24 protein-coding genes are annotated in these 24,568 nt (G+C 41.5%); 19 read left to right on the forward strand and 5 right to left on the reverse strand.

The window, feature by feature from the left end; all coding sequences use genetic code 11:
• Nucleotides 1-301: 301 nt before the first annotated feature.
• From QWY86_RS18290 to QWY86_RS18340, 11 genes are all read left to right on the forward strand, one after another.
• Nucleotides 302-1,159: an alpha/beta hydrolase gene (locus QWY86_RS18290; protein WP_290244218.1), complete on the forward strand. Its 858-nt coding sequence runs from the start codon at nt 302-304 to the stop codon at nt 1,157-1,159.
• A 169-nt stretch (nt 1,160-1,328) separates the two neighbouring features.
• Nucleotides 1,329-2,315: an alpha/beta hydrolase gene (locus QWY86_RS18295; protein ID WP_290244220.1), complete on the forward strand. Its 987-nt coding sequence runs from the start codon at nt 1,329-1,331 to the stop codon at nt 2,313-2,315.
• Between the two features lie 35 nt (nt 2,316-2,350).
• A complete protein-coding gene (locus tag QWY86_RS18300) occupies nt 2,351-3,748 on the forward strand; it encodes an ATP-binding protein (RefSeq protein ID WP_290244221.1) in 1,398 nt (465 codons plus the stop codon).
• A 29-nt stretch (nt 3,749-3,777) separates the two neighbouring features.
• Entirely contained in the window at nt 3,778-5,439 is a 1,662-nt protein-coding gene (locus QWY86_RS18305) for an NAD(P)/FAD-dependent oxidoreductase (RefSeq protein ID WP_290244224.1), read from the forward strand.
• Between the two features lie 112 nt (nt 5,440-5,551).
• Nucleotides 5,552-5,944 carry a Rid family hydrolase gene (locus QWY86_RS18310; protein ID WP_290244226.1) on the forward strand — a complete coding sequence of 131 codons (393 nt, stop codon included), beginning with the start codon at nt 5,552-5,554 and terminating at the stop codon, nt 5,942-5,944.
• A 110-nt stretch (nt 5,945-6,054) separates the two neighbouring features.
• Nucleotides 6,055-6,417 (forward strand): response regulator, encoded by a 363-nt coding sequence (locus tag QWY86_RS18315; RefSeq protein ID WP_290244228.1) that lies wholly within the window; start codon nt 6,055-6,057, stop codon nt 6,415-6,417.
• Nucleotides 6,418-6,776: 359 nt separating this feature from the next.
• Complete coding sequence (locus QWY86_RS18320) at nt 6,777-7,337, forward strand: DsbA family protein (protein ID WP_290244230.1); 561 nt, start codon at nt 6,777-6,779, stop codon at nt 7,335-7,337.
• A 25-nt stretch (nt 7,338-7,362) separates the two neighbouring features.
• The gene (locus tag QWY86_RS18325; RefSeq protein ID WP_290244231.1) at nt 7,363-8,298 is read left to right on the forward strand and encodes a ring-cleaving dioxygenase; all 936 of its coding nucleotides are present in this window, start codon (nt 7,363-7,365) and stop codon (nt 8,296-8,298) included.
• Nucleotides 8,299-8,305: 7 nt separating this feature from the next.
• The gene (locus QWY86_RS18330) at nt 8,306-8,941 is read left to right on the forward strand and encodes an alpha/beta hydrolase (protein WP_290244233.1); all 636 of its coding nucleotides are present in this window, start codon (nt 8,306-8,308) and stop codon (nt 8,939-8,941) included.
• Between the two features lie 9 nt (nt 8,942-8,950).
• A complete protein-coding gene (locus tag QWY86_RS18335; RefSeq protein ID WP_290244235.1) occupies nt 8,951-9,310 on the forward strand; it encodes a cupin domain-containing protein in 360 nt (119 codons plus the stop codon).
• Between the two features lie 66 nt (nt 9,311-9,376).
• Nucleotides 9,377-10,570 (forward strand): MFS transporter, encoded by a 1,194-nt coding sequence (locus QWY86_RS18340; RefSeq protein WP_290244236.1) that lies wholly within the window; start codon nt 9,377-9,379, stop codon nt 10,568-10,570.
• 585 nt (nt 10,571-11,155) lie between these two features.
• Here the strand turns inward: QWY86_RS18340 and QWY86_RS18345 are convergent.
• Both QWY86_RS18345 and QWY86_RS18350 read right to left on the reverse strand, forming a co-directional pair.
• Nucleotides 11,156-12,082, reverse strand: a complete 927-nt coding sequence (locus QWY86_RS18345; protein WP_290244238.1) for a LysR family transcriptional regulator — start codon at nt 12,080-12,082, stop codon at nt 11,156-11,158.
• 89 nt (nt 12,083-12,171) lie between these two features.
• The gene (locus QWY86_RS18350; protein WP_290244240.1) at nt 12,172-13,008 is read right to left on the reverse strand and encodes an alpha/beta hydrolase; all 837 of its coding nucleotides are present in this window, start codon (nt 13,006-13,008) and stop codon (nt 12,172-12,174) included.
• A gap of 444 nt (nt 13,009-13,452) precedes the next feature.
• Here QWY86_RS18350 and QWY86_RS18355 point away from each other — a divergent pair, with 444 nt between their 5' ends.
• The 3 genes from QWY86_RS18355 to QWY86_RS18365 all read left to right on the forward strand — a co-directional run bounded on the left by QWY86_RS18355 (nt 13,453) and on the right by QWY86_RS18365 (nt 17,010).
• Nucleotides 13,453-14,325: an alpha/beta fold hydrolase gene (locus tag QWY86_RS18355; protein ID WP_290244242.1), complete on the forward strand. Its 873-nt coding sequence runs from the start codon at nt 13,453-13,455 to the stop codon at nt 14,323-14,325.
• A 156-nt stretch (nt 14,326-14,481) separates the two neighbouring features.
• Nucleotides 14,482-15,171 carry a hydrolase gene (locus QWY86_RS18360; protein ID WP_290244243.1) on the forward strand — a complete coding sequence of 230 codons (690 nt, stop codon included), beginning with the start codon at nt 14,482-14,484 and terminating at the stop codon, nt 15,169-15,171.
• A gap of 54 nt (nt 15,172-15,225) precedes the next feature.
• Complete coding sequence (locus QWY86_RS18365) at nt 15,226-17,010, forward strand: amidohydrolase (protein WP_290244244.1); 1,785 nt, start codon at nt 15,226-15,228, stop codon at nt 17,008-17,010.
• A 165-nt stretch (nt 17,011-17,175) separates the two neighbouring features.
• On the opposite strand, the gene QWY86_RS18370 is transcribed toward QWY86_RS18365, so the two are convergent.
• Both QWY86_RS18370 and QWY86_RS18375 read right to left on the reverse strand, forming a co-directional pair.
• Nucleotides 17,176-18,624 (reverse strand): alginate export family protein, encoded by a 1,449-nt coding sequence (locus tag QWY86_RS18370; protein ID WP_290244246.1) that lies wholly within the window; start codon nt 18,622-18,624, stop codon nt 17,176-17,178.
• Between the two features lie 6 nt (nt 18,625-18,630).
• Complete coding sequence (locus tag QWY86_RS18375; protein WP_290244248.1) at nt 18,631-19,230, reverse strand: FMN-dependent NADH-azoreductase; 600 nt, start codon at nt 19,228-19,230, stop codon at nt 18,631-18,633.
• A 771-nt stretch (nt 19,231-20,001) separates the two neighbouring features.
• Here QWY86_RS18375 and QWY86_RS18380 point away from each other — a divergent pair.
• From QWY86_RS18380 to QWY86_RS18400, 5 genes are all read left to right on the forward strand, one after another.
• Complete coding sequence (locus QWY86_RS18380) at nt 20,002-21,039, forward strand: proline iminopeptidase-family hydrolase (RefSeq protein WP_290244250.1); 1,038 nt, start codon at nt 20,002-20,004, stop codon at nt 21,037-21,039.
• Between the two features lie 154 nt (nt 21,040-21,193).
• Nucleotides 21,194-21,412, forward strand: a complete 219-nt coding sequence (locus QWY86_RS18385; RefSeq protein WP_290244252.1) for a hypothetical protein — start codon at nt 21,194-21,196, stop codon at nt 21,410-21,412.
• Between the two features lie 96 nt (nt 21,413-21,508).
• On the forward strand, nt 21,509-22,288 hold the full coding sequence (locus QWY86_RS18390) for an MBL fold metallo-hydrolase (protein ID WP_290244255.1): 780 nt from the start codon (nt 21,509-21,511) through the stop codon (nt 22,286-22,288).
• A gap of 23 nt (nt 22,289-22,311) precedes the next feature.
• Complete coding sequence (locus tag QWY86_RS18395) at nt 22,312-22,722, forward strand: nuclear transport factor 2 family protein (protein ID WP_290244256.1); 411 nt, start codon at nt 22,312-22,314, stop codon at nt 22,720-22,722.
• A gap of 99 nt (nt 22,723-22,821) precedes the next feature.
• Nucleotides 22,822-23,826, forward strand: coding sequence for an alpha/beta fold hydrolase (locus tag QWY86_RS18400; RefSeq protein ID WP_290244258.1), 1,005 nt, complete (start codon nt 22,822-22,824; stop codon nt 23,824-23,826).
• Nucleotides 23,827-23,940: 114 nt separating this feature from the next.
• Here QWY86_RS18400 and QWY86_RS18405 read toward each other — a convergent pair whose 3' ends face one another.
• Nucleotides 23,941-24,558, reverse strand: coding sequence for a pyridoxamine 5'-phosphate oxidase family protein (locus QWY86_RS18405; protein ID WP_290244260.1), 618 nt, complete (start codon nt 24,556-24,558; stop codon nt 23,941-23,943).
• Between the last annotated feature and the right edge of the window lie 10 nt (nt 24,559-24,568).

The raw sequence follows: 24,568 nt of genomic DNA on the forward strand, positions 1-24,568 counted from the left end.
ACAAAAAAAGAGCCGCATAATTTGCATCCAAAAGGAATCTAAATTAATGCATCTCAAAAAAAATATCTGACGAGAAAAAATCTCTAGTATACTATTGCAATTCCATTTTTGAATTTTCCTAGAAAAAGCTAAGCTAATTTATGGGAAATACCGCTAAGCCATTGACTTTAGGTTTTAGTTTGCAACAATCTAAATCTGTAATTAAAAGACCATGACGGTATGCCCACTGCTTACATCATATTTTTAATAACTGCTAAAATTTAAATGATTTTGCCACGCTTGAAAAACCGCCAACTTTGTAATGAATATATCGGCAAGTAGTCCGTTTGAAAATAACAATTCACCAAAGCAAATTATAAAACCATTAAATATGAAAACAAAATTATCAATTCAAAAACCGGCCAGAGTAGGAACTTTGGCTATGTTATTACTAGCGGTCATCATAACCCCGGAGAAAGTAACTGCGCAGGCTCCGAAAGTCAAAAATATTGTTCTGGTGCATGGCGCCTTTGCAGATGGCTCGGGATGGAGTGCTGTCTATTCCATCCTGACAAAGAAGGGATATAAAGTAACAGTTGTACAGAATCCAATGACTTCCCTCGAGGATGATGCTGCTACTACTAAACTTGCACTGGACAGGCAGGATGGACCAACAATTCTGGTAGGACACTCCTATGGAGGTGCGGTCATCAGTCAGGCAGGCGATCATCCGAATGTCGCAGCCTTGGTATATGTAGCTGCCTTTCAGCCAGACAAAGGAGAAACGGTCTTGCAATGGGTGATGACAGCCCCACCGGCGCCAGAGAGCGGGATACTTAACCCTGATGACAAGGGAATGGTTTACTATGACCTTGCAAAGTTCCATGCTGGTTTTGGTGCGGATATTCCCAAAGCTCAGGCTGAATTTATGGCGGCCTCACAAGGCGCTTTCAATGTAAAGGGTTTTGTAACTCCGCTGACAAGCGCAGCCTGGAAAACCAAACCAAGTTATGCGGTAGTTTCCACGGAAGATAAAACACTTGTTCCATCGATTCAAAAAGCAATGTACAAACGCTCGAACACTAAAATTACAGAGGTAAAAGGAAGTCATGCGGTATTCATCTCTCAGCCTGAACAAGTTGCCAAAGTGATCATTGAGGCGGCAAACGCAGTTAAGTAAGTTGAAATATAGGTGGTTAACCAGGTGAAACACCAGATTAACCCTAAATTGAGCATGCCCTGTGAAACAGCATCTTTGCTGGGCATACTTAACTTTTTATCCATATTATTCAGTCAGTTTTCCCAGGCTTTCGATTATAACATCGTATCGAAACTGAAAATTATCCGTCATGCAAGAAATTGAAAAAAAATCCCCGTTAAAAAAAGATAAAGCGCTGTCAAAAAAAACCAAAAAATTCCTTGAAGGGTATAATGCGCGGCCGTTAGTCAAGGACGAAAATTTATCCGTTACGGACGCAAGACAGGCTTTTAGCGACCTTCAGGCTTCGATTCAGGTTGACTGCTCCGGAATCGAGGAATCTGAACTGGATCTTGAATTAGAAGGGAACACCATAAAACTAATTATCCTTAGGCCTGAAAACAATACGGATTCATTACCTTTTTTTGTTTTTATCCACGGTGGTGGCTGGGTTCTGGGCGACTATCCGAGCCATAAGCGTATGGTTAGAGATTTGGTGGTTCAGTCAGGGACAGCAGGTATTTTTGTGAATTACAGCCTGTCCCCGGAAGCGAAATATCCACAGGCACTCAATGAAATATCAGCTACCCTGGACTGGTTATCAAAAAATGGCCATAAACATAACCTTGACGGTACGCGCATCGCCTTGGTTGGCAACAGTTCCGGAGCGAACTTGGCAGTAGCCAGTACATTCCGTGCTCATGAGCAAAATGGGCTTGAGATCAGATTGCAGATATTAATATGCCCGCTGACAAGCCATACCACAAACTGGAAGTCCTATGAGAAATTCGGCGATGAACGGTTTTTGACAGCAGCGAAAATGAAGTGGATGTTTGATAATTATACTTCAGATGAGCAGGCGCTCAATAGCATCTATATATCTCCTGTTCTTGCAGACAGTGACCAACTTAAAAAGTTGCCTCCGACTTTAATTCAGGTAGCCGAGGCTGATATCCTGAGAGATCAGGGAGAAAAATTCGGTCGAAGGCTGGATCAAGCCGGTGTTAAGGTAACCACCGTGCGGTATAATGGAATGATACATGACTTCGCTCTGCTTAATGCATTAGCCAAGCTGCCGCAGGCAAAGTCTCTGTTGAGACACGCATCGGCAGAATTAAAAAAATATCTCAATGCTTAATTGAGCTTATACTTATTAATATAGATTAACCGCTCATGGTAACGATCCTTCAAAGGCTGATGAATTTTGAAAGCCTATCAACTGTTCCCTGTGAACAGTTGGATTGGCTGATCAAAAACAGCAAGATCAGGAAGTTCAAAAGCGGTGATTTTGTAGGTGTACAGGGGAAAAAAATCGATGGACCACATTTTTTACTGAAAGGGAATATTCAAATGTTTATCTATCGCGGAGTTGAAAAGCAGGATCTTTTATTGTTAGAGAAAGGTGACATCTTCGGGTACCTTCCCTATTCAAGAAGCGATATCGCACCTTTAAATGCGGTTGCGATCAATCCGGTCGAGGTTTTATCTTTCGAGACCCCGAGGGTAAGAGAAATGATCAGTTTGCATTTTGAACTAACCCAATCCCTGGTGCATATCATGAATAACAGGGTTAAAAACTACACCACCCTCCACCAGCAAAATGATAAGATGGCGGCGCTTGGAAAATTAGCAGCCGGATTAGCTCATGAATTAAACAACCCGGTTTCCGCATTAGTCAGTAATGCCACCTCACTGAGATCTCATCTGAGTGCAGATGTGTTAAAGAACAGTTTTTATGCGGAATGTTTGGAAGAGGTCACCCGAAATGTAATAGCCGACCGAATTGCTGAAATATCTTCGAGTTATAAGGATGGCAGGCTACCCTTTAAAGAACGGTATAAAACAGAGGAAAAAATCACAGACTGGATGGATGGAAATTCAATCAGCTATACTGAAGAAATGATTGAGGTCTTTGCGGATTTTAATATTGAAAATCAGTTGCTTGACTTTTTCAAACAGCAGCTTCCCGAAATAGGACTGAAAGCATTCCTTGATCATCTATCATACACTTTGATAATCGAAAAAATCGTTTTCGATATACAGATAGCTGCTTTAAGAATTGCGGAATTGATTGGGTCAGTTAAAGTCTATACCCATTTGGATCGGGGTCAGGACAAAGTTTCTTCGGATATTCATGAAGGTTTGAGAAATACCATCCGTATGCTGGGACACAAAATACGGGCGGGCAATGTCCATATTACCGAGCGCTTCGGCAAAACGGTTCCGCTCATTAATGCCTATCCGGGAGACCTTAACCAGGTCTGGACCAATCTTATTGATAATGCGCTGGACAGCATGCTTGAGCATAACCATGGATCACTGACGATTGTGACAGGAATTGAGGGTGATCACCTTAAGATCACCCTAAGCGATGACGGGCCTGGTATTCCTGCAGAAATCCTCAATAACATCTTCGATCCATTTTTTACGACTAAAGCTATTGGCAAAGGCACGGGCATGGGATTGGAAACCGTTAGAAGAATTGTAATAAAGCACGGGGGGTCAGTTAAAGTGAGTTCAATTCCCGGAAATACTGTTTTTACAGTGTGCCTACCCAAGGGAGTTCAATAAGAAAGGTAGGATTCACAAATTAAAATGAAATGGAAAAACCTGTAATTTTTTTGGTAGATGATGATCATCAGGTACTCAACGCGATTACGCGTGATTTGAAATCCCGGTATGGAAAAGGGTATAAAATCATCGGCACGAGCTCTGCCTACCAGGGTTTGGAAAGGATTCTTGAATTAAAAAATCAGTCGAAAGCTATTGCTATGATTGTCAGCGACCAGCGCATGCCGGAAATGGCCGGCGTAGCGTTTTTGAAAGAAGCAATAGCAATTTTTCCTGAGGCTAAACGCGTATTGCTTACAGCATACAGCGACACCCAGGCTGCGATAGATGCGATTAATCAAATACAGCTGGATTACTACCTTATGAAGCCTTGGTATCCGGCTGCGGAACGCTTATATCCGGTTCTTGATGAACTACTTTCAGACTGGCAGGCGAACTATAGCCCGGAATTTCAGGGCATACAATTAATAGGATTTCAGTATTCACCTCATTCGCATAAACTGAAGGATTTTTTGGCGGGCAATTTGATTCCTTACCGGTGGCTGGATATTGAGAAAGATCCGCAGGCGAGCACCCTGCTTGAACTTAACCGCTTAAGCCTGGAAGAGCTACCTGTAGTGATTTCGGAGGAAGGAAAGGTTTTTATCCAGCCCGAGGTGTCCTCACTGGCTTACGGAATCGGAGCAGATGTACGCCTGAAAGCAGACATGTATGACGTCGTAATTATTGGCGCAGGTCCTGCCGGTCTTGCTGCAGCGGTGTATGGGGCTTCTGAAGGTCTGAAAACTCTGCTAATAGAGCGCAAAGCCCCGGGCGGACAGGCAGGAACGAGTTCAAGGATAGAAAATTATCTCGGCTTTCCTTCCGGTCTGACGGGCGCTGACCTTTCCAGAAGAGCAATCAGTCAGGCTATAAGACTTGGCGCGGAGATACTTGCTCCTAAAGAGGTACTATCCATCAGTGAGATGGACGGCTATAAAACCATAACCCTCAACGATGAGCGTTTAATAAGATGCCGGGCGATTATTATAACAACAGGCGTCGACTATAGAAAACTCGAAACCAAAGGGATTAATGACTTTACGGGTGCCGGAATATATTATGGTGCGGCTGTAAGTGAAGCTGCCTCATGCAAAGGACAAGATGTATTCATCGTCGGAGGAGGTAATTCAGCGGGTCAGTCTGCAGTCTACCTTTCTAAATTCGCCAAAAAGGTGCATATTATTCTCAGAAGAGAGAGTCTGTCAGCTACGATGTCCGCATACTTGATAAAACAGATTGAAAGCCTGCCAAACATTGAGGTGATGTTTACCTGTAAGATTAAAGAAGCCCTGGGCGAAAACCATCTTGAGGATTTATTGATTGAGAATATAAAGAATAAAAGCCTGAACAAACACAAAGCAGCTGCATTGTACATTTTTATAGGCGCAAAACCTTTCACGGACTGGCTTGGAAATGCTGTGAGCAGGGATGTCAACGGCTTTATCAGAACAGGCCAAAACTTACGTCTGGACAGCAGTTTTATAGAATTCTGGAAACTCAAAAGAGAGCCTTACTTACTGGAAACCAGCATTCCCGGCGTGTTTGCCGCAGGAGACGTCCGCTCGGGCGCAATGAGCCGGATTGCATCTGCAGTTGGCGAAGGCTCAATGGCTATCTCTTTTGTCCATAAATATCTGGGAGAAAATTAGTTATAAATTATATCTAAAGCAGAGCACCATACAGATTCTAAACACATCAGTGAAATGAGGTTAATTAAAATTGGCTTAAAAGAAAATCAATTGACAATAAAATAGATAAGATATGATTAACGAAAACAAAAAATTTAACACTTTTCATATGCAATGGGAAGACGACTACGGTTACGTTCAAGCCATAAAAAACGGAAACATGGTTTACATTTCAGGTCAGCTGGGCCATGACCAGGAGGGTGTTTTAGCACAGGGTATGGATAAGCAAATGGAATTCGCCTATGCAAATATCCTCAGGCTTTTGAAGGGCTTCGATTATATTGAAGATGATGTAATTGAGGAAGTTATTTATGTAACTGATATGCAGGCTGGTTTCCAGGCCAGAAAGGCTATTGGCGCTAAGTTCTATCCGGATCCTAAAAGAATTGCCAGTACAATCCTGGGCGTAAAAGAACTGGCTTTACCTGGGCAATATGTTGAGATAAAAATAGTGGCAATGAAATAGCAAAAATGAATAGATTTTTCCTTTAACATCTGCCATCACTGGCTTGCGAGAATGGCAATTATATTTGGATTTGCTTCATACTTTCCAGAATTAACTTATCATTTGTAAGAATGAAAACGATAATAATTATTGACCAGAACCTTGGCCTGCTGGAAATCCTTTGTCATGCATTAAAGATAAAAGACTACGAAGCTGTCGGATATTCGGGACATGAGCTTGACCTTTATGGTTTGATTCAACAATTGAGCCCTTCACTGATTATCATTGACCTATCTTTTCCGTTGGATGCGGCCATCAGGTGGTGTTGCAGAATAAAGTCTTTATATCCACACCTCGCTATTGCCGCTATGAGTTGTAATCAAAAGGTTTTCACAAAAAATAAACATACCATTTTTGACGACACTATTGACAAACCATTTGACCTTGATACCCTGTTGAAACTGGTTGAAAAGCATGTTCAGACAACTTATTGAGAAACAGGGAACTGCATACATATTGAGCATAAAATTAATTTACACGCCAGTGTTAGTTAATTTCATTTCGGGTTACCTTCCTAAATAAGGATCCGGGCAATTCAATGAAATTTCAGTGACAGAAATTACCCCATCAGGCTATCAAAATAATGATAACAGGTATAACCTCAATTATTTTCCATTTCCTGATTTTCACCTGAAATTTATGAAAAATATCGATTACCACCTTTTCCAGTAATTGAATATTTAATTAGTCAAGCAGTTATCGATTCTTCTTCAGTAAACAAAATGAAAATTGATGAGCATGGATGCTTTAGATCAACAATCAGGTATATACAGGTTAAATGATATTATAAGAAATGGCGATAAATAAATCCAAGTTATTCAATGAACATACTTTAGGGTCGGATAATCCGGTTTTGCATATTATCGGATATGGGGATTTTCAGTGTAGATTATCTCGTTCCGGGAGCAGACTTATCAGGCTACTACCAAAAAAATATGATCGCTGGTGCGCTTTTACCTTCCGCAATTATCCATGTACCCAAAAAAACAGATATGCCTTTGATGCCGCATGTGCGGTAGAAGCTGCGGGAAAGCAAGGCAGGTATTGGGAAATGCACGATGCGGTATTTAATGATCAGGCTTTGGCTGGGGATGACCTATTTTTGGACCTGGCAAAATCCTTAGGTCTTGATCAACGCCAGTTTGTTCAGGACAGCATTAGCAACAAAGTGCATAATAAAATACATCTGGATCTACGATCGGGCCATTTGGACGGTGTAAGCAGAACCCCTTCTTTTTTGATAAATGGGAAGTTTTTTCACGGAAGCCCAAGAGCTTTGTTTGGAATCGCCGTGCAGATCCTGGATGAACTTGCTGAACAAAAACAAACGGCAAAAACAGTGATGTCGAACTAGATTGAATTATTTAACGATAAAACATATGGAAAAAACAATTAAAGGCATTCATCATATTACCGCTATCGCGGGTAATGCCAAAAGAAACTATGACTTCTACACCCGGATATTAGGTCTTCGTCTCATTAAAAAAACAGTAAATTTCGATGATCCGGAAACCTATCACCTGTATTATGGAGACCAGGCGGGAACACCGGGCAGCATTTTAACATTTTTCCCCAATGAGGGAATCCCGAATGGAAGACCCGGAACTCGTCAGGCCACTGCTATCGGATATTCCGTGAACAGGTCAGCTTTTGATTTCTGGAAAGAACGTTTTAAACAAAATGCCGTTAGATACATCGAGGTTTCCGAAAAGTTCAACGAATCCTATTTAACTGTTTTTGATCCTGACGGACTTCGTCTGGAACTAATTGCATCTACCGGTGAAGATAATCGCTTGCCTTGGACTACTGAAGATATTCCCGATGCTTACGCCTTAAAAGGTTTTCACAATATAACACTGTCAATCAACGAATTGGAACCAACTGCAGATATTCTAACTAAAATATTCGGATACCATCTATTAGAACAAAAAGATAATCTTTACCGTTTTAGAACCAATTCAGTTGGAACTGCAGCAATCGTTGACGTTTTGGTTTCAAAGGCTGAACTTCCCGGACATGTTTCTATGGGCTCGGTGCACCATGTGGCTTTCAGGGTAGAAAATGAAGACGTTTTGATGCATTTTCGGGACATAATTGTTGGGCTCGGCCTGCGAATTACCGAGAAGATCGACAGAAACTATTTCTATTCGTTATATTTCCGCGAACCGGGCGGTATCTTGTTCGAACTGGCCACTGAAAATCCCGGCTTCATGGTTGATGAATCATTGGAGCATCTTGGCGAGAAGCTGATGTTACCTGAACAGTATGAGCAGCTCCGGGAAACTCTTGAAATCACACTTCCTCAACTATCCTAAAATGAGTATGAAAGTAAAACAATATATCTCATATGGTTCGTCTATCGATTCAGCTAAGGGCATACTCATCATGATTCACGGACGAGGGAGCACTGCTGCAGATATAATGGAGCTATCCAGTGCGCTTGATATCGAAGGAATGGGGGTCTTCGCTCCTCAGGCGCCACACAACAGCTGGTATCCGAACAGCTTTATGGCACCGGATGAATCTAATCAACCAGCACTGGATTCCTCGCTAAAAATAATAGATGAACTAATCGGTAAAATACTAAGTTATGGGATAAGCCATGAGCGCATTTATTTCCTGGGATTTTCTCAGGGCGCTTGCCTGATGCTGGAATACATATGCAGAAATGCGAGAAAATACGGCGGTGCCGTGGCTTTTACAGGTGGTCTGATTGGGGAAAAGTTGATAACCAGTAAATATCAGGGTGATTTTTCAGGGACCAGGGTGTTGATTACAACAGGAGATTCAGATCCACATGTTCCACTCAGTAGAGTCAAAGATACGGCAACCCAGCTTGAAATACAGCAGGCTAGGCTCAGAATGGAAATCTTTCCGGATAAGACTCATAGCATTCTTTCCTCAGAAATTGATATTGCCAATGACTGGATATTTTCTTTAGGGAGAGCTAAAAAATAATACAGTCAGATGAAAAAAACGTTTAAAGTCACGCGCATTTTTGCGGACGCGGATGGAGAGAGCCATTTTCAGGATGTTGAATATCCACTTTTGGATTCCGGACCCATAGGTTTTCTTTCGGAACGCTTCTCCGTCCGGGAACTTATCTTTAGAGCTGTCAGCGCGGATTATGATGATTTCCACAATGCCCCGCAGCGGCAATTTGTAGTACTCTTGGACCAGGGTGTAGAGATAGAAAGTTCCCTGGGAGAGAAACGGCGATTCAACCCCGGGCAGATCCTGCTGATGGAGGATACTTATGGAAAAGGACACCGTAGCCGAAATCTTGAATATAAGCCCAGAAATTCACTATTCATTATCCTTGGGTAATCAACAAGTTATAACACGATTTATAATTTAAAAGTAAGTATAGAATTTTAACCGATGATTCATCAAATGAAACACATTTCAATAAGGTTAAGGCATATCATCCAGGAATACATTCCTTTAATAGCTTGCATGATTATTATGTTTCAGGCATACTTAATAGCACCTCTGGGTCTCACTTTGTCAAAGGAATTAAATTCTACATCAACTGACTTTGGCATTCCTGGATTTGCCATAGCGTTTTCCATCGCAGCCGTAAGCGTAGCCTATATAAAGCTAAATCTCCGGATACGTGTGTATTTATTAATGGGATTCGGGGCTATGGCGCTGGGCAATTACTTGCTGAGCCATGTCCATTCAGCTGGAACTTTCCTGCTTATCCGGACAATGATAGGTTTTGGCACGGGCGCTCTACTACCCATGGTTATTTTAAACTATGTCTGCCACACCCAAAAGTCAAAGTCCCTCGAGCGAATTGTCCCGGTCATTTTCGCGATCGCCATTGGCATGACGTTTTCACCAAGTTTTGGAGGGTGGTTAAATGGAATATTTGGCTGGCGTGTACTCTACCAGTATCTGAGTATGCTATGCGCTACGCTGTTTGTGATATGCTTGTTAAGTAAATCAAGAAATTTTAGGTCAGTTTATTTACCTCAAAATAAATCTAACAACGTAAAAGCCGAGGATCGCACAGCGGGATATATTTATTGCTTTACTTTTTTGACTGGGATATTTCATTCCGGGGTCTTTGTCTGGATTAGTCATTATTTCACACTTCAATATGGCCTGAGTGAATTTGAGATTGCAACGGAGTTATTCATTTTTGGTGTCCCTGGTTTCGCCTTATCATTCACGATGCATTACTTTGAGCTGGATAAGAAAACGACAACTATATTGTATGCTGCTATGGGCGTGACCATTTCAGGTCTTATGTTACTTTGGGTAAATTTGCCCTTAGGAATGGCGGAATGCCTGCTAGCCATTATTTCAATGGGATTTGGCTGTAGCCAGCCCTTGTTTGTAGGGCTGATAAAAATTCCTCAGGCTGGGGAATCCCTTTTGACGCCTGCGGCTCTTGGCGCAGGTTTTCTGTTTGGTGGCTATGGGTCTGGACCGGTTATCATGTTTGCCCTGCTCGCCTTTGATATCTCGAGCGGACTATTGTTTTTAATTTTAACTGTAATTGCACTTGCCTATATCTCCCGGCGCGTCTGGAAGAAAAGTAGCGAAACAGACCGTTCAGTTCTATTAAGCGGCGAATGATTCAACTGGTTCAAAAGAAAACTGTTATTCAGCACTTTCTAATTTTAGGAAGTAATCGCTAAACAGAAATCATTCAACTCCGATACAGACATTCACCAAAGATAACCTACGCAGACCGCTGTCGCTGATTATCTTCCAACAAATGCCAAATTGCTATTTTCAAATTACGAGGGCAAGTAATCATGCGCTTTGAAGGGAAGGGATTCTAGGATTGCCATCCTACCGGATCATCATAAGGGTTTGTTGATACACCGTAATTATAATGTAAGCGGTTCTCTGACTCCCTGACTAATGGCGGTTTATTTTCTCTCCTCATTAAAATCCATGCAGATTGAAAACGATATCTGTCAGCCTGGAGTGTTAATTTACCGACAAAATAAAAAAAGTGGATGACCTCCTGACGCGCTCCGAGATGATTTTTTTTGGGTCGTGTCTACCAATGAAGATCCGTGGCCTCAGGCCAACCAGGGATCATTATTGCTAGGTCAAAAGATTGAGCGATGAGGGTCAACTAAATAAATGCATTTAGAATCTTATTCTTAAAACTTAAAATGAAATATGGATATTTCATTTTAATCAATTAAACTAATTGACAAATGTGAAAACTTCTTTCTCAGCTGGCCAATTTTTATTTAAAATTTCTTCAAGGCATTTAATTTCATCCGGATATGCGGTGTTTTTGCGCTTAGCGAAATAAAGGGTATTCTCTACAGGCGGGCTTCCCTCCCATGCCAATTTTATAACTTGTTGGGCAAGTTCTTCACCGCACAGGAAATCAGGTACCACGGCGAAACCCTTATTATTGGACATACATCTTAAAATCGAAGCGAAAGAAGGCACTACATATTTAGGTCTGAAACTTGGTAAGGCGTCGAAACTTGCTGACCAGAAACTTTTAAGATATTCCATATCCGATGCGGTTGTATACCAGACCTGGCTATCGAGCCACATTTTAAGTCCCTTGCGGTTATCCTGTGAAAGCAGCTTTTCAAACTCAAGTGTGTCCGTCTGGCTGCCACAAATGAGTATTATCTTTTCCTGCTTGAACGGTTTATAATCCAGGTTGTGCTGGGTGCCCTTTTGATTGGTAAGAATCAGATCCAGGGTACCGTTGTTCAAATCCTGAAGCATTTGTGGACAGTCCCCAAACCTGGTAATTAGGTTGAAGGGAAGTTCGGTGATATTGGCCTCCAGTACATGCTGAAATATTTCCATTGACATACCCACGCTTATGGTCGGTTTTTCAGCCTTTGACTTTCTGCGAAAAATATGTTCCGCTTCCTCAAGCTTATTCATGTGGTCAATTATAAAATTGTACAACATCGTTCCTCTTTCTGTAGCAACCATTTTCCGGGTATCCCGATCAAAAAGTCGGTGGCCGGCAAAAGATTCGAGTGAGCTTAGGTGAAGGCTTACCCCTGGCTGGGAGATAAATAAGTCTTTGGCTGCTGCCGATAGCGTACCGGCTTCATAAATGACTTTAAAGGTTCTGAACCATTCTAGATTAATCATTGTTTGGTGGTTTAAGTTGTAATAATTTTTATGCTAAACTCTTCGGGACTATACACTCAGCGCGTTTCCCCGGGGGTTTACACCCTGTATCATATTGCCTGTGTTAACCAATGGAGAATATCCCGGAGGATAAGCCCATTATACTTGTCATTTAGGAGATCATGATAATGACCTTCGTATAATTTGAGTTGCCTGTCCGCAGAGGATACATGTTTTTCGAAGTACTCGCTTCCCGAAGGCAAAGTTGCTTTGTCGGCGGTGCCATGTAGGATCAGTAATGGAAGTGTGATTAAACTCATGTGCTTTTTGAGGTATTCTGAAGCCAACAATAGCTGCTGCATAGTTTTTGCAGGCTGCTTTTCGTTTTCTAAAAGTGGATCATTATTCAGACGAAATACATGGGCAGCATTACGGGAGAAATCTTCATTATTTAATCTGACCAACCTAACGTGAGGAATGATACGGGCTAGAAATTTGATCGTTGCCAAAGCAGGTGCCGGGGCTGGAATCTGGAATGCAAAACTTTCGATAATCAAACCCTGAAGTTTATGCTGATGCTCAACTGCATATGCGGCAGAGAAGACGCCTCCCGCACTATGTCCGAGCAAAAAAACCGGAAGTTGTGGATACTTTGAGGCAGCAATACTTACCAGGGTGTCTATATCAGTTATTACTTCGTAAAAATCGGGTATGTAATACCTTTCACCTTCTGAATAGCCACGACCGACAAGATCCAATGCAAAAACCTCGAATCCATTTTCATTAAGCTGATACGCGAAATCATTATAATACCCGCTATGAGAATTAAGCCCGTGAACAATTGTTAATATTCCCCGGGGCTGGCCCTGACTTTTCCAGTTCCGGTAAAAAATGAGCTGACCTTTGTGGTTCTCAAAGGTTGCGGTTTGTTCATTTGTTGGCTTCATGACCGTACTATAGTCAATTATGTGCCATAAATTAAAAAATGAAAGATATATCCCAACATCATCACAAAAAACTGATTATCAGCTATATAAAATTATCATAAAAATTGATTTTTATTGAAATATCATATAAACTCCAATCTTTTCGGAGTTTAAGGGAGTTTTCACTCTGAAAATTTCGGAGTTTGGAACCAAATCGAACCTATACGCGAAGGAAGATCAGTAAAGTCTGCCAGGGCTGAAATCCAGGCGAGCTCAACCCACGTCAAACCGGTGGTCATTCCATTTATAAAACACGATTTCAGGAATTTATAATTTTAATAATACCTGGTATAAATAGGCTTATATACAAATTTTTGCCTTGACATGTAGTTTTGAAGTGCCGCTAACTGGAATTCAATGCTGCGGTTTACACTTAATATTCACGTTAAACTTAATCGGAAAATTATGAAAAATCAAACTTCTTATCACTACATTGACATCGATGGTGTCAATATTTTTTACAGGGAAGCTGGACTGAAAACAGCTCCAACACTGGTATTCTTGCACGGTTACCCGACATCCTCTCACATGTTCCGTAACCTGATTGACAGCTTATCTGGAAAATATCATTTAATTGCTCCAGACTATCCTGGTTATGGCAGAAGCGAGCAGCCTCCTGTGGCAAACTTTGAGTACACCTTCGATAACTTTGCGAAAATTATAGGCACTTTGCTTGAAAAACTTGAAATATCAAAGTATAGCCTTTACCTGATGGATTACGGGGCGCCCGTGGGCTGGAGAATCGCTTCGGCTCAGCCTGAAAAAATTGACACATTAATTGTTCAGAACGGTTGCGCATACGAGGAAGGCCTTGAAACTTTCTGGGATCCCTTCAAGGCATATTGGAAAGACAGAAACGATAAAGAGGCAGAAGGCACACTTCAAACCTTCCATCAGCCGGATGGATTGAAATGGCAATATACCCACGGTGTGCATGACACCTCACTGATCAGCCCTGATAATTGGGAGATAGATCTGCGCCATTTGGAAAGACCGGAAAATAACCAGATCCAGCTTAACTTATTTTATGACTACGGGACCAATCCACCAAATTATCCAAAATGGCAACAATACTTCAGGGATTATAACCCTGAGATGCTTATTGTTTACGGGAAAAACGACTATATTTTTCCGGTAAGCGGAGCCGAAGCATACAAGAAGGATGTGAAAAACCTTGAATACCACTTGTTTGATGCCGGGCATTTTGCACTGGAAAGCAAGGGTGATGAAATAGCCGCCGCAATTGAAGATTTTTTAGATCGTAAAATAAAAAGGTAATCAAAAAGACGAGGGATATTAGTCAACAGAACCCCAATTGGCGCTTCGATTAATATCCCTTAGAATGTTCTTTCGCATTTATTGCGAAAATCCGTAGTGATATCTTCATGTATATCTGCGCTAAAATTCAACAATTATGTATAAAATCAAATCAAGATGAAAAAATTAATTCTTTTATCAGCTGGTCTTATCGCTTCTGTTTGCGGATTTGCGCAAAAGCCAAGCCCGCAATTACTTAACCCTACTAACCACACTCTGGTTTTGATAGACTACCAGAGCCAGATGGCTTTCGCTGTCAAGAATCAGCCCATCGAAGTGTTGAGAAACAACGCGGCGTTGAGTGCAGGAGCATCCAAAATTTTCAATATACCAACGGTGGTTACAACGGTGGCAGCAAAATCATTCAGCGGACCTGTATTTCCTGAAGTCAGTTCATTTTACCCGGTTGCCTCGACCACTATTTTAGACAGAACAACAATGAATTGCTGGGAAGATATAAATGCGCATAAAGCAATTACCGGCAAGGGCAAGAAAATATTAGTTTTAGGTGGTCTCTGGACCAGTGTATGTATAGTTGGTCCTGCATTGTCAGCCATCAATGAAGGCTACACGGTTTACGTAATTACTGATGCCAGTGGTGATGTTTCTACTGAAGCACATGAGCAGGCCATTACAAGAATGGTTAAAGCAGGTGTTCAACCGATTACATCGCTTCAGTATCTATTGGAGCTACAGCGAGACTGGGCGAGGTCAGAAACTTATAAAGCGACGACAGACCTGATAAAACAGTATGGAGGAGCATATGGAATCGGTATTCAATATGCCAGGGAGGTAATCACACATTAATTATAAGCTTCACAGGGACAACATTAAATGGTTGTCCCTTTTGATTTGAGAGCCATGAAACTGATTAAGACAATTATATTTTTGATTATCGCCTTTTCAGGAAATATATTTTCGCAGCAAAAAGCTGACAAGGTCATCCTGAACGGTAAAATTATTACGCTGGATGACCATGAACCGACTGCCGAAGCAATCGCTATATCCGGGAATAAAATTATTGAACTGGGCAGTAACCAGAAAATAAGAAAATACATTGGCAAAAATGTGCAGGTTATAGATGCCGGGGGAAAGACCGTTATTCCGGGAATTTATGATTCGCACCTCCATGTCATCCGCGGTGGGCGATTTTATAATGCGGAATTGAGATGGGATGGATTGACTACACTTTCAGGTGCACTGTCAATACTTAAAGAACAGGCGCTGCGCACCCCGAAAGGACAATGGGTAAGAGTTGTCGGCGGGTGGAGTGAGTTTCAGTTCAAAGAAAAACGTCTGCCATCCCTGGATGAAATAAATGCTGCAACAGGTGATACGCCAGCCTTTATCCTGCATCTATATGGACAGGCCTTTTTAAATAAAGCCGGTCTTCGTGCGCTTGGTATTACAGGAGATACGCCCAATCCTACGGGAGGGCTAATACAGAAAAACCCGGATGGAGAACCTACCGGACTTCTCATCGCCGAGCCAAATGCATTCATATTGTATTCTATGCTATCAAAGCTTCCTGAACTATCAATTGAAGAAAAACTCAATTCAACAAAGCGGTTTATATACGATTTAAATTCACTGGGTGTGACAAGTGTAATGGATGCGGGGGGCGGATTTCAGAATTTCCCGGACGACTATCAGATCACCGACCTGTTATCCAAGAAGCGGGAGCTGAATATACGGCTACCCTACTATTTATTTGCACAGAAACCAGGGAAAGAACTGGAGGATTATTTAAAATGGATCGGTATGGTCGACATCACCGAACATCATAGTGATCTGCCAGGAAACCATACCACTGAATATCAGGTCCGGGGAGCTGGAGAAAACCTAGTATCTTCGGGTGGAGATTTCGAGAATTTTCTCAAGCCACGACCAGAACTTCCCCTGACAATGGAAACACAACTAAAAGCGGTGTTGGGTGAGCTGGTAAAAAATCGATGGCCTTTCCGACTGCATGCAACTTATGATGAGAGTATCAGCAGGTTTCTAAACGTCATGGAAGAAATAAACCGTGAAACGCCCTTTAACGGGCTGACCTGGTTTTTCGACCATGCGGAAACGGTGAGTGATGCAAATCTGGACCGGATAAAAGCATTGGGCGGCGGTTTAGCTATTCAGGATCGAATGGCGTTCCAGGCGGAGGGATTCATTTCCAGATATGGAAAAAATGCCGCGCAACATACCCCTCCTGTCCGCAGGATGCTGGCTAAAGGCATAAATGTTGGAGGAGGGACAGATGGCACAAGGGTATCGAGCTTTAATCCATGGATTGGTGTCTATCAATTTGTTTCAGGAAAGTCATTAGGAGGTTTGAAGTTTGCTTCCGCTGAAAATCTGCTGGACAGAATATCGGCACTGAAAATATATACTTTAGGGAGCGCATCATTAATACATCAGGAAAATGAACGCGGGAAACTTAAACAAAATTACCTGGCAGACCTTGTTATTTTAAATAAGGATTACCTTGGTGTCCAGGAGGAGGAAATCAAAGATATCCATTCATTGCTGACCATTATGGATGGCAGAATTGTATACGGTGCTCAGGAATATCGTAAACTTGCACCCCAAATGCCAAGGGCTCTGCCTGATTGGAGTCCGGTTAACTATTATGGTGGAAATCAAAGTCAATAAAATACAACCAACCCTCTCTGAGACAAAGGGCAAAACTTTTAGCGGAGTTTTGCCCTTTGCCTTTTTAGCCCACCTGATGCTTTCAAAAAACAAGGTGTTTTCATAATTCAGTTCTTAGATGCTCAGAACTGACCATCTCCAATTTCTGCTGTAAATTAATATGCGTTAGAATTTGAGTGAAAACTGTGCGTTGAAAAATTTAGAGTTTGCGGTATTGGGTATAATATCTTTTATAAAATAACCGACCTTAAAATACTGGTAGCCCAGACTGATGCTCAGATATCTGTTCAGGCGGTAATCGGCACTCAGCAAATAAGTTGTGCCAATATAACGCTCCCGGGAATCAGCTCCCCCGAGGTTGAAGCTACCACTTGGATGAAAAATCCCGTCCTGGAGAGAATACCTCCAATTGCAGACAAGGTCAATCTGGAATAAAAGTTTGTTGCTCAGATTAAGTGTTAGATATGGATGAATATCTATGAGGTTGGATGGCCCTATTAACGGATTAAATCCGAAGTAGCCGCCCCTTGGGTATAAAGGATTGAAACTGTTCAAATTTTTATCCTTTACGTTCTCATCTCCCGAGATGTAATCATTCCGCAGCGCTAATGTGGGTGTAAATTTTAGCCCTTTGAATCTATAGCCGAGTTCAATTGCCATAGTCCATGCACTAATGGCGTTAGGACCAAAACTTCCAAACTGGTAGGCCATCTCCAGATTATATTTAAAAGTATTACTATCCTTCCAGTAACGAATGGCTAACGTGTGCCGAAGTTCCTTTTCTATTCCCGATTCAAATTGAGACTGTTCGCGCATCACCCCCAGATAGTAGATATCAAAGTTACCCGTGTTGTCAAATCTAATATCAGAATATGTCCCCCAGAGATTTGCCTTTGGTCTGGTCTGGTTATCGAAGAAGCCGGGATGGATTTTATCTGCGGCTAAAATAAATGCATCAATTTTCAACCGAGGTTTAGCGTAGGAGAATTTAAAGCCTGTAAAATACTGCCGACTGTTATTGCCATCTTTAACGGAAATTAACCTTCCCGAACCGTAATCCAGTTCCTGCCGACCAATCCTGAGCAAAAGCTGCAATGCCGGAGTTGAAGAAAAATCGTAATCCAGGAAAAGGTTCTGAACGTTGAGTTTATCCTCATCTGAAGTTGAAACTGCGAAACGGCTGCCGTTTTCAAGGCTACTGTTCAACTGGAGAAAAACCCTTGCTTTTTTACCCGAACGCAGGCCTGCGTGCAGGGAATAACGGTTAAGAAAAGAGTGATTGAATCCTTGGTTAGCCATCCAGTTTTCATTTACCTTGACCGCCCACTCCGAGCGTATTTCACCACCGATAGATAGTTCCAGCGTAAGAGGTGAGTTAATCTGCATATGTTTCAGACCATTATAAAAACTTCCGGCTGAATCCGGGGAAAGGCGATAATCCTCTTCAAACCGGAGCAGCCTGAAATCCTGTGCCAGTGTTTCTTCAGGAATAAACACCCAAACCAGCGCAACAGCTGATAAACGGCATAAACACATAATGCCGTTCATAGTCTGCCAGACTAGCTGTGTAATTTTTAATTCCTTAACGGTAATTTTCTGCCACAGGATTTGCACTATGGATCAAATTTGGATTTTCCCTATCGCTTTTTCTAAAGCATTGTCACGCATTTCTGCTATGGCGAATCCTTCTGCCCTGCATACTGTAATATCAGTCATACCGATAAAAGCCAGCATAAACTTTAAATATGGAGTCAAAAAGTCATTTCCAACTCCCTCCCCGGAGCTATATATCCCTCCGGTGGTTATCGCAAGAAAAACCTTCTTTCCGGTAAGCAGCCCTACAGGTCCTTGTTGGGTATATTTGAAAGTAATTCCTGCACGCGCTATGTGGTCAAACCAGGCTTTAAGCGTTGAGGAGATTCCGAAGTTGTACATCGGTGCGCCTATAACTATAAAATCTGAATTCATCAACTCTTCAATTGCTAAGTTGGAATGTCTTATGGCTTCCCGGTGCTCCTCACTATGCTGTTCTACAGGCGTCAAAAAGGCATTGAGATGAACTTCCTCTAAGTGGGGAAAGGGCGCTTTAGTCAGGTCCTTGGTGTGAAGGGCAGCAGATGGATGGTTTAGCTGAAGCCTTTCAATAATTGCTTCTGCGAGTTTTATGCTGTTTGAAGCTTCTCCTCGCGGGCTTGAAATGATGTGCAGAATTTTGGACATAATCGATAATTTTAAGTGAAAATTTATATAACTGACTTTCGATCAATAAGAAACACTTATCCGAATAATATTCATCAGGGATAAGAAGATTGAATCATTGATTGTCACTTAAAATTACTGCGGATAGCCATATAATTGTTCTCATTTTAATGATATGATATATCAGTTTTTTGATTACAGGCGAATCCAGAAGAGTAAAAAGCTAAAATAAAAATCAGGATTCCCCTAGCCTCTTTGGTCTCATCAGCTTATTAAAGAATTATTCTTCAGCAATTCTATTGGAAAGGGCGTAGATTAACCCGGAAAAAACCTGTTGAAGTAACATTATTATCCAACCATATTACGGTCAACGCTTCCATCCAAACAAAAAAATTTATTGGTTTCGCCTGATGCGCAACGGATTTATCCTCTGGAAGTTTGCGGTGGCTATTTCCATATTTGTCGGGCAAAAATTCAGTGGGAGCAGAATCAAAAGCGCGATCTATGTGAGCAGAAAATCGCATGGAATAAAAAAAAATACTTATGCGGGATAAAAAGTGACTGCCAATATTTCATTATCAAAATGCTGATAAGTCATATGATTTGCATTATATAAATGATAATCGGTCGTGGGTTAAATTTGTTTTGTAAGATTTCCTGCTCCATTGCGATAATTGAGAATTGAGAACATTAGAAACTAAATATAAAATACCCCCTTGAGGAATAACCGCATACCCCTATCGACTTTAAAATACATTGCACAATTTAATATAATTCCCAACACCCAAAAAGATGAAAACACTACAACAATCCTATTCTAAAACAATGTTAATTATTGCATCCCTGTCATTAATGGTTGCCTGCGGTCCTACCGAAAACAGAAGGGAATCTCATCACCAAAATGTTGGGAAAATAAAAACAGGTGGCAGTAAACTTATCTCCATTGACGGGAAATATAAGGTGTGGACTAAAAAGGTTGGAGAAGGTAAGATCAAAGTTTTGCTGCTACATGGGGGGCCAGGATTTTCACATGATTATTTTGAATGTTTCGAAGACTTTCTCCCGAAAGAAAATATTGAATTCTATTACTATGATCAGCTGGGCAGTGGAAATTCCGATGTTCCTACAGATACCACGCTGTGGAACACCGCACGTTTTGTTGAAGAAGTCGAGCAGGTCAGAAAAGGTCTGGGGCTGGAGAATTTTTACATTTTAGGCCACTCCTGGGGAAGTTTGCTGGCTATGGAATATCTGAACAAATACCAGAAACATGTTAAGGGAGCAGTTCTGTCAAACATGACAGGAAGCATAGATGACTTTATCAACTATAGTGCAGTGCTGAAGTCGAAGCTATTCACGAGCATGGAAAAACAATTGTTCGACTCCCTAGATAGGGCAAAAGCTTATTCATCACCACGATACACTTCGCTATTAAATGAAAAACTTTATACGAAAGTAATTTGCAGGATGCCATTGGAGCAATGGCCGGAACCATTAATGAGGGCGTTTAAAAAGCCAAACCAGAGCGTATATCTGCAAATGCAGGGAATAGATGAGTTTCATGTAACCGGCAACTTGCTGAACTGGGATTTTTGGGATAAAATGCCCAGAATAAAAGTACCAACATTGGTACTTGGAGGAGTGTATGATGAGATGGACCCGGAAAGTATGAAAAGAGAAGCGCAGCTTATTCCCAACAGCAGGCTGTACCTCTGTCCGGAAGGCAGTCATATGTCTATGTATGATGATCAGAGCAATTACTTCAATTCACTTGTTGGATTTTTAAAAGATGTGGATGCGGATCGTTTTGTAGCGGATAAAAAATTGTAGGCGAGGCTACGATCCAACAGCAATTGATTTATATAAGCAGGGGGGTATATTCTTGAAATAAAGGTACAGATCCTGATAGCGTCGGGTTGGTAGAAAAATGGATGCAAGAAATACAACTTAAACCATTACAAAAATTTAAGCCATGAATGTTAAAATGAAAAAAATAGCTTGTTTTGCCGGAGTGGCACTCGCATATTTCAGTATATTCTTTTTCGGCCGGATAAGCTTTTTACCTCCTGGTGAGCGTATTTTGGTTCGCCTGCAAATCTCAAGTGCGCACAGAAGCAAATTATTGAGCGAGAAGGGCTTAACAGAGAAACAAAACAAGTCAATACAATCAGAATTTGAATTATTGTCTAACACCTCTGATTAGATGAATGTTACAATCTCAAACTAAATCATCAAAATCAATTTTTGGGAGCGAGTAAGTCGCTATAAAATATCCGGTCATCATTAAATAAATTATAATATGAACAATCAGCCTTTGTCAGTAACCTACATCGGTGGGCCGACAGTGATTTTTGAGATAGGAGCATTAAGGTTAATGACAGATCCTACCCTGGACGAGGCCGGAAGCTTCATCCGGCTCAATGAGCGTATGACTGAAAAGAAACTCAAGGGACCAGCGATAAATCCGGAAGGATTTGTGGATATCGTTTTGCTAAGCCATGATCATCATTTTGACAATCTCGATAATGCCGGTCGGTCCTACTTGAGCAAGGCAGGTTTGGTGTTGACAACCAAATCCGGCGCAGAACGACTGGGAGCGAATAGCATCGGGCTAAAGCCCGGGGATTTCCGGGAATTTGAGCTTCCTACCGGAGGAAAATTAATTATTGAAGCCACACCTGCCAGACATGGACCAGCGGGTATTGAACCAATTACGGGCGAAGTCATTGGTTTTCACCTTAGCATCCTGCAAGAAACCTCGCAGAGTATTTACATAACCGGTGATACAGTTTACTATAATGAGATCGAAAAGCTGGCAGCGCGGATTAATCCTGCCTATGTTTTTATTTTTGCCGGAGCAGCACGTCCCAGAGGGCCATTCAATCTGACAATGAGCACCAATGATGCGCTGGATACTGCTTTTGCCTTTAAGAGCGCCATGATCGTACCTATCCATTCCGATGGCTGGTCACATTACACCGAAAACAATGATAATTTACATGAAGCTTTCGATATTCTGGGTATAGGTAAGCGCCTGAAAGTGCTCGAACCTGGAATACCTACCAAACTATTCAATTAAAACATTTGAAATATGTTAATATAATGGAAACAAAACTACCCTTGCCCCCTTTCAATCTGGAAACGGCACTACAAAAAGTTCAAATTGCTGAAGATGCCTGGAACTCAAAGGATCCTGTAAGCGTTTCCCTAGCCTATTCGGTAAATAGTGAATGGCGCAACCGGGATACCTTCATAAATGGAAGAGAAGAAATCGTAAAATTTTTAAGTAAAAAATGGTCAAAAGAGCTAGACTATCGTCTTAAAAAGGAACTGTGGTCATTTACTGCAAACCGGATCGCTGTTAGATTTGAATACGAATATCAAAATGTACAGTCCCAGTGGTTTAGGGCCTATGGCAATGAAAACTGGGAGTTCGATGAGAACGGGCTGATGACTAAGAGATATGCAAGCATAAATGACCTTTCCATCCATGAATCAGAAAGACGTCTTTAGCAAAGTTAGTTGATTAACATACGCGTTCTAACCTTCCATAAGCATAAACTATATCAGCCACAAGGTGGGCCTTAAGAAAAAAACTATAAAAATGAAAAAATGAAAAGATTCAGCATTCTGATTATTACCGTTTTGGTCGCAGCTTCCGGCCTGACTGCCACGCATGGACAAACGCTCAAGGGCATTAAAAAGCAGATGAACGTACAAGCCATGAAAAATCCATCCTCAAAATCCACTTTTACGGAATACCGAAGAGCTAAGGTAGAGGACACTGAAATACTTTATCGAGAGGCTGGTGACCCTGGGAAACCGGTGATATTGCTCTTGCACGGATTTCCATCATCCTCCCATATGTACAGGAATCTAATTACGAAACTAGGCTCGGAATACCATTTGATCGCACCTGATTATCCTGGTTTTGGAATGAGCAGCAGTCCATCGCCCGAAACCTTCAGTTACACCTTTGACCACCTGTCTGAGATCATGGAGAAATTCATTGATAATCTTAAGCTAACCTCTCTCACCTTTTACCTTCAGGATTATGGTGGACCGATAGGATTTCGAATCGCTAAGCGCAGGCCAGAATTAGTTAAGGGATTAATTATTCAAAACGCAAATATGTATCTGGAGGGTATCGGGCCGGACGTTCAAAAAATTGGTGCATTGAGTGCGGCAAAAGACGTTGCAGGCCTTCAGGCAGCTACGAATTTCATGATGTCATTTGATGGAATAAAAGAGCAGTACCTATATGGTGCATCCCAACCCAATCGCATCAGTCCGGATAGTTATAATATGGATCATTTCTTTTTTGAAAGGCCGGGTATTAAGGAAATCCAGAAAGCGCTTTTCAGGGATTACGAGAATAATTTCACCAAATATCCCGAATGGCAGGATTATTTGCGTAAACATCAGCCGCCAGCGCTATTAGTCTGGGGAAAGAATGATAAAATATTCCCCGGCGCTGGAGCAACTGCTTATAAGAAAGACCTGCCCCAAGCCGAGGTACATCTTTTCAACGGTGGCCATTTCCTTTTAGAGGAAAACGGCGAGGAGGTTGCAGCTTTAATACAAAGATTTTTGAAAAAAATAATACAGCAACATTAAAGCGCCATATACCAAGCTCTCAATGCTTGAGTGCTTATGCTCCATTTAATCAATACAAAAAACAGCGGCAAATTTCTTTGCCGCTGTATCACTTCCCTTGAAAGCCTGTTAAACTTATTGTTCTATACTACCTTTTTCTTTTAATCTTTTTATTTCCTCTTCCAATCTACCGATATATTCTTTTTGCGGTTTCAATAGTTCCTCAATCTCCTCAATTGTATATTTTGGTACGATATGTTGTGGACAATTCCAGTCGTAAGCAGATATTTTAAAGATCAACATCCATTCCGGCTTATATTTATAGGCATCGGGTTTTAACAGGTCATAAAGACCAGGATTTTTATCGATTTCCACCACTTCAGCTTTTGCGTATATCTTCAACCGCGCTTTTAGCGGGTAGGAAAGAAGTATAAGTGATACATTTGGATTTTTGGAAATGTTGGCTGCAGTTATATATTGCCGGTTACCTGTAAAATCAACTATACCAATGGTAGCCTCATCGATGACTTTGATAAAACCTTTGGGGCCTCCTCTATGCTGTATGTAAGGGTATTGATTTTCGCCAAAAGAGGCAATATAAAAGCTATCTATCTCGCCGATAAAGTCAATTTCCGAATCAGTTAGCCCGTCTACGAAGTTTCTTTTTTCCATGCGATCATAACTCAGTCGGCTACCAAGCCTGTCCTGAAGATCTTTCACGGCATCCGTAAATGCCAACTGTGCGTAATTCATAGATTAAATT

This window comes from Pedobacter aquatilis, assembly GCF_030409415.1.
GTDB lineage: Bacteria > Bacteroidota > Bacteroidia > Sphingobacteriales > Sphingobacteriaceae > Pedobacter > Pedobacter aquatilis.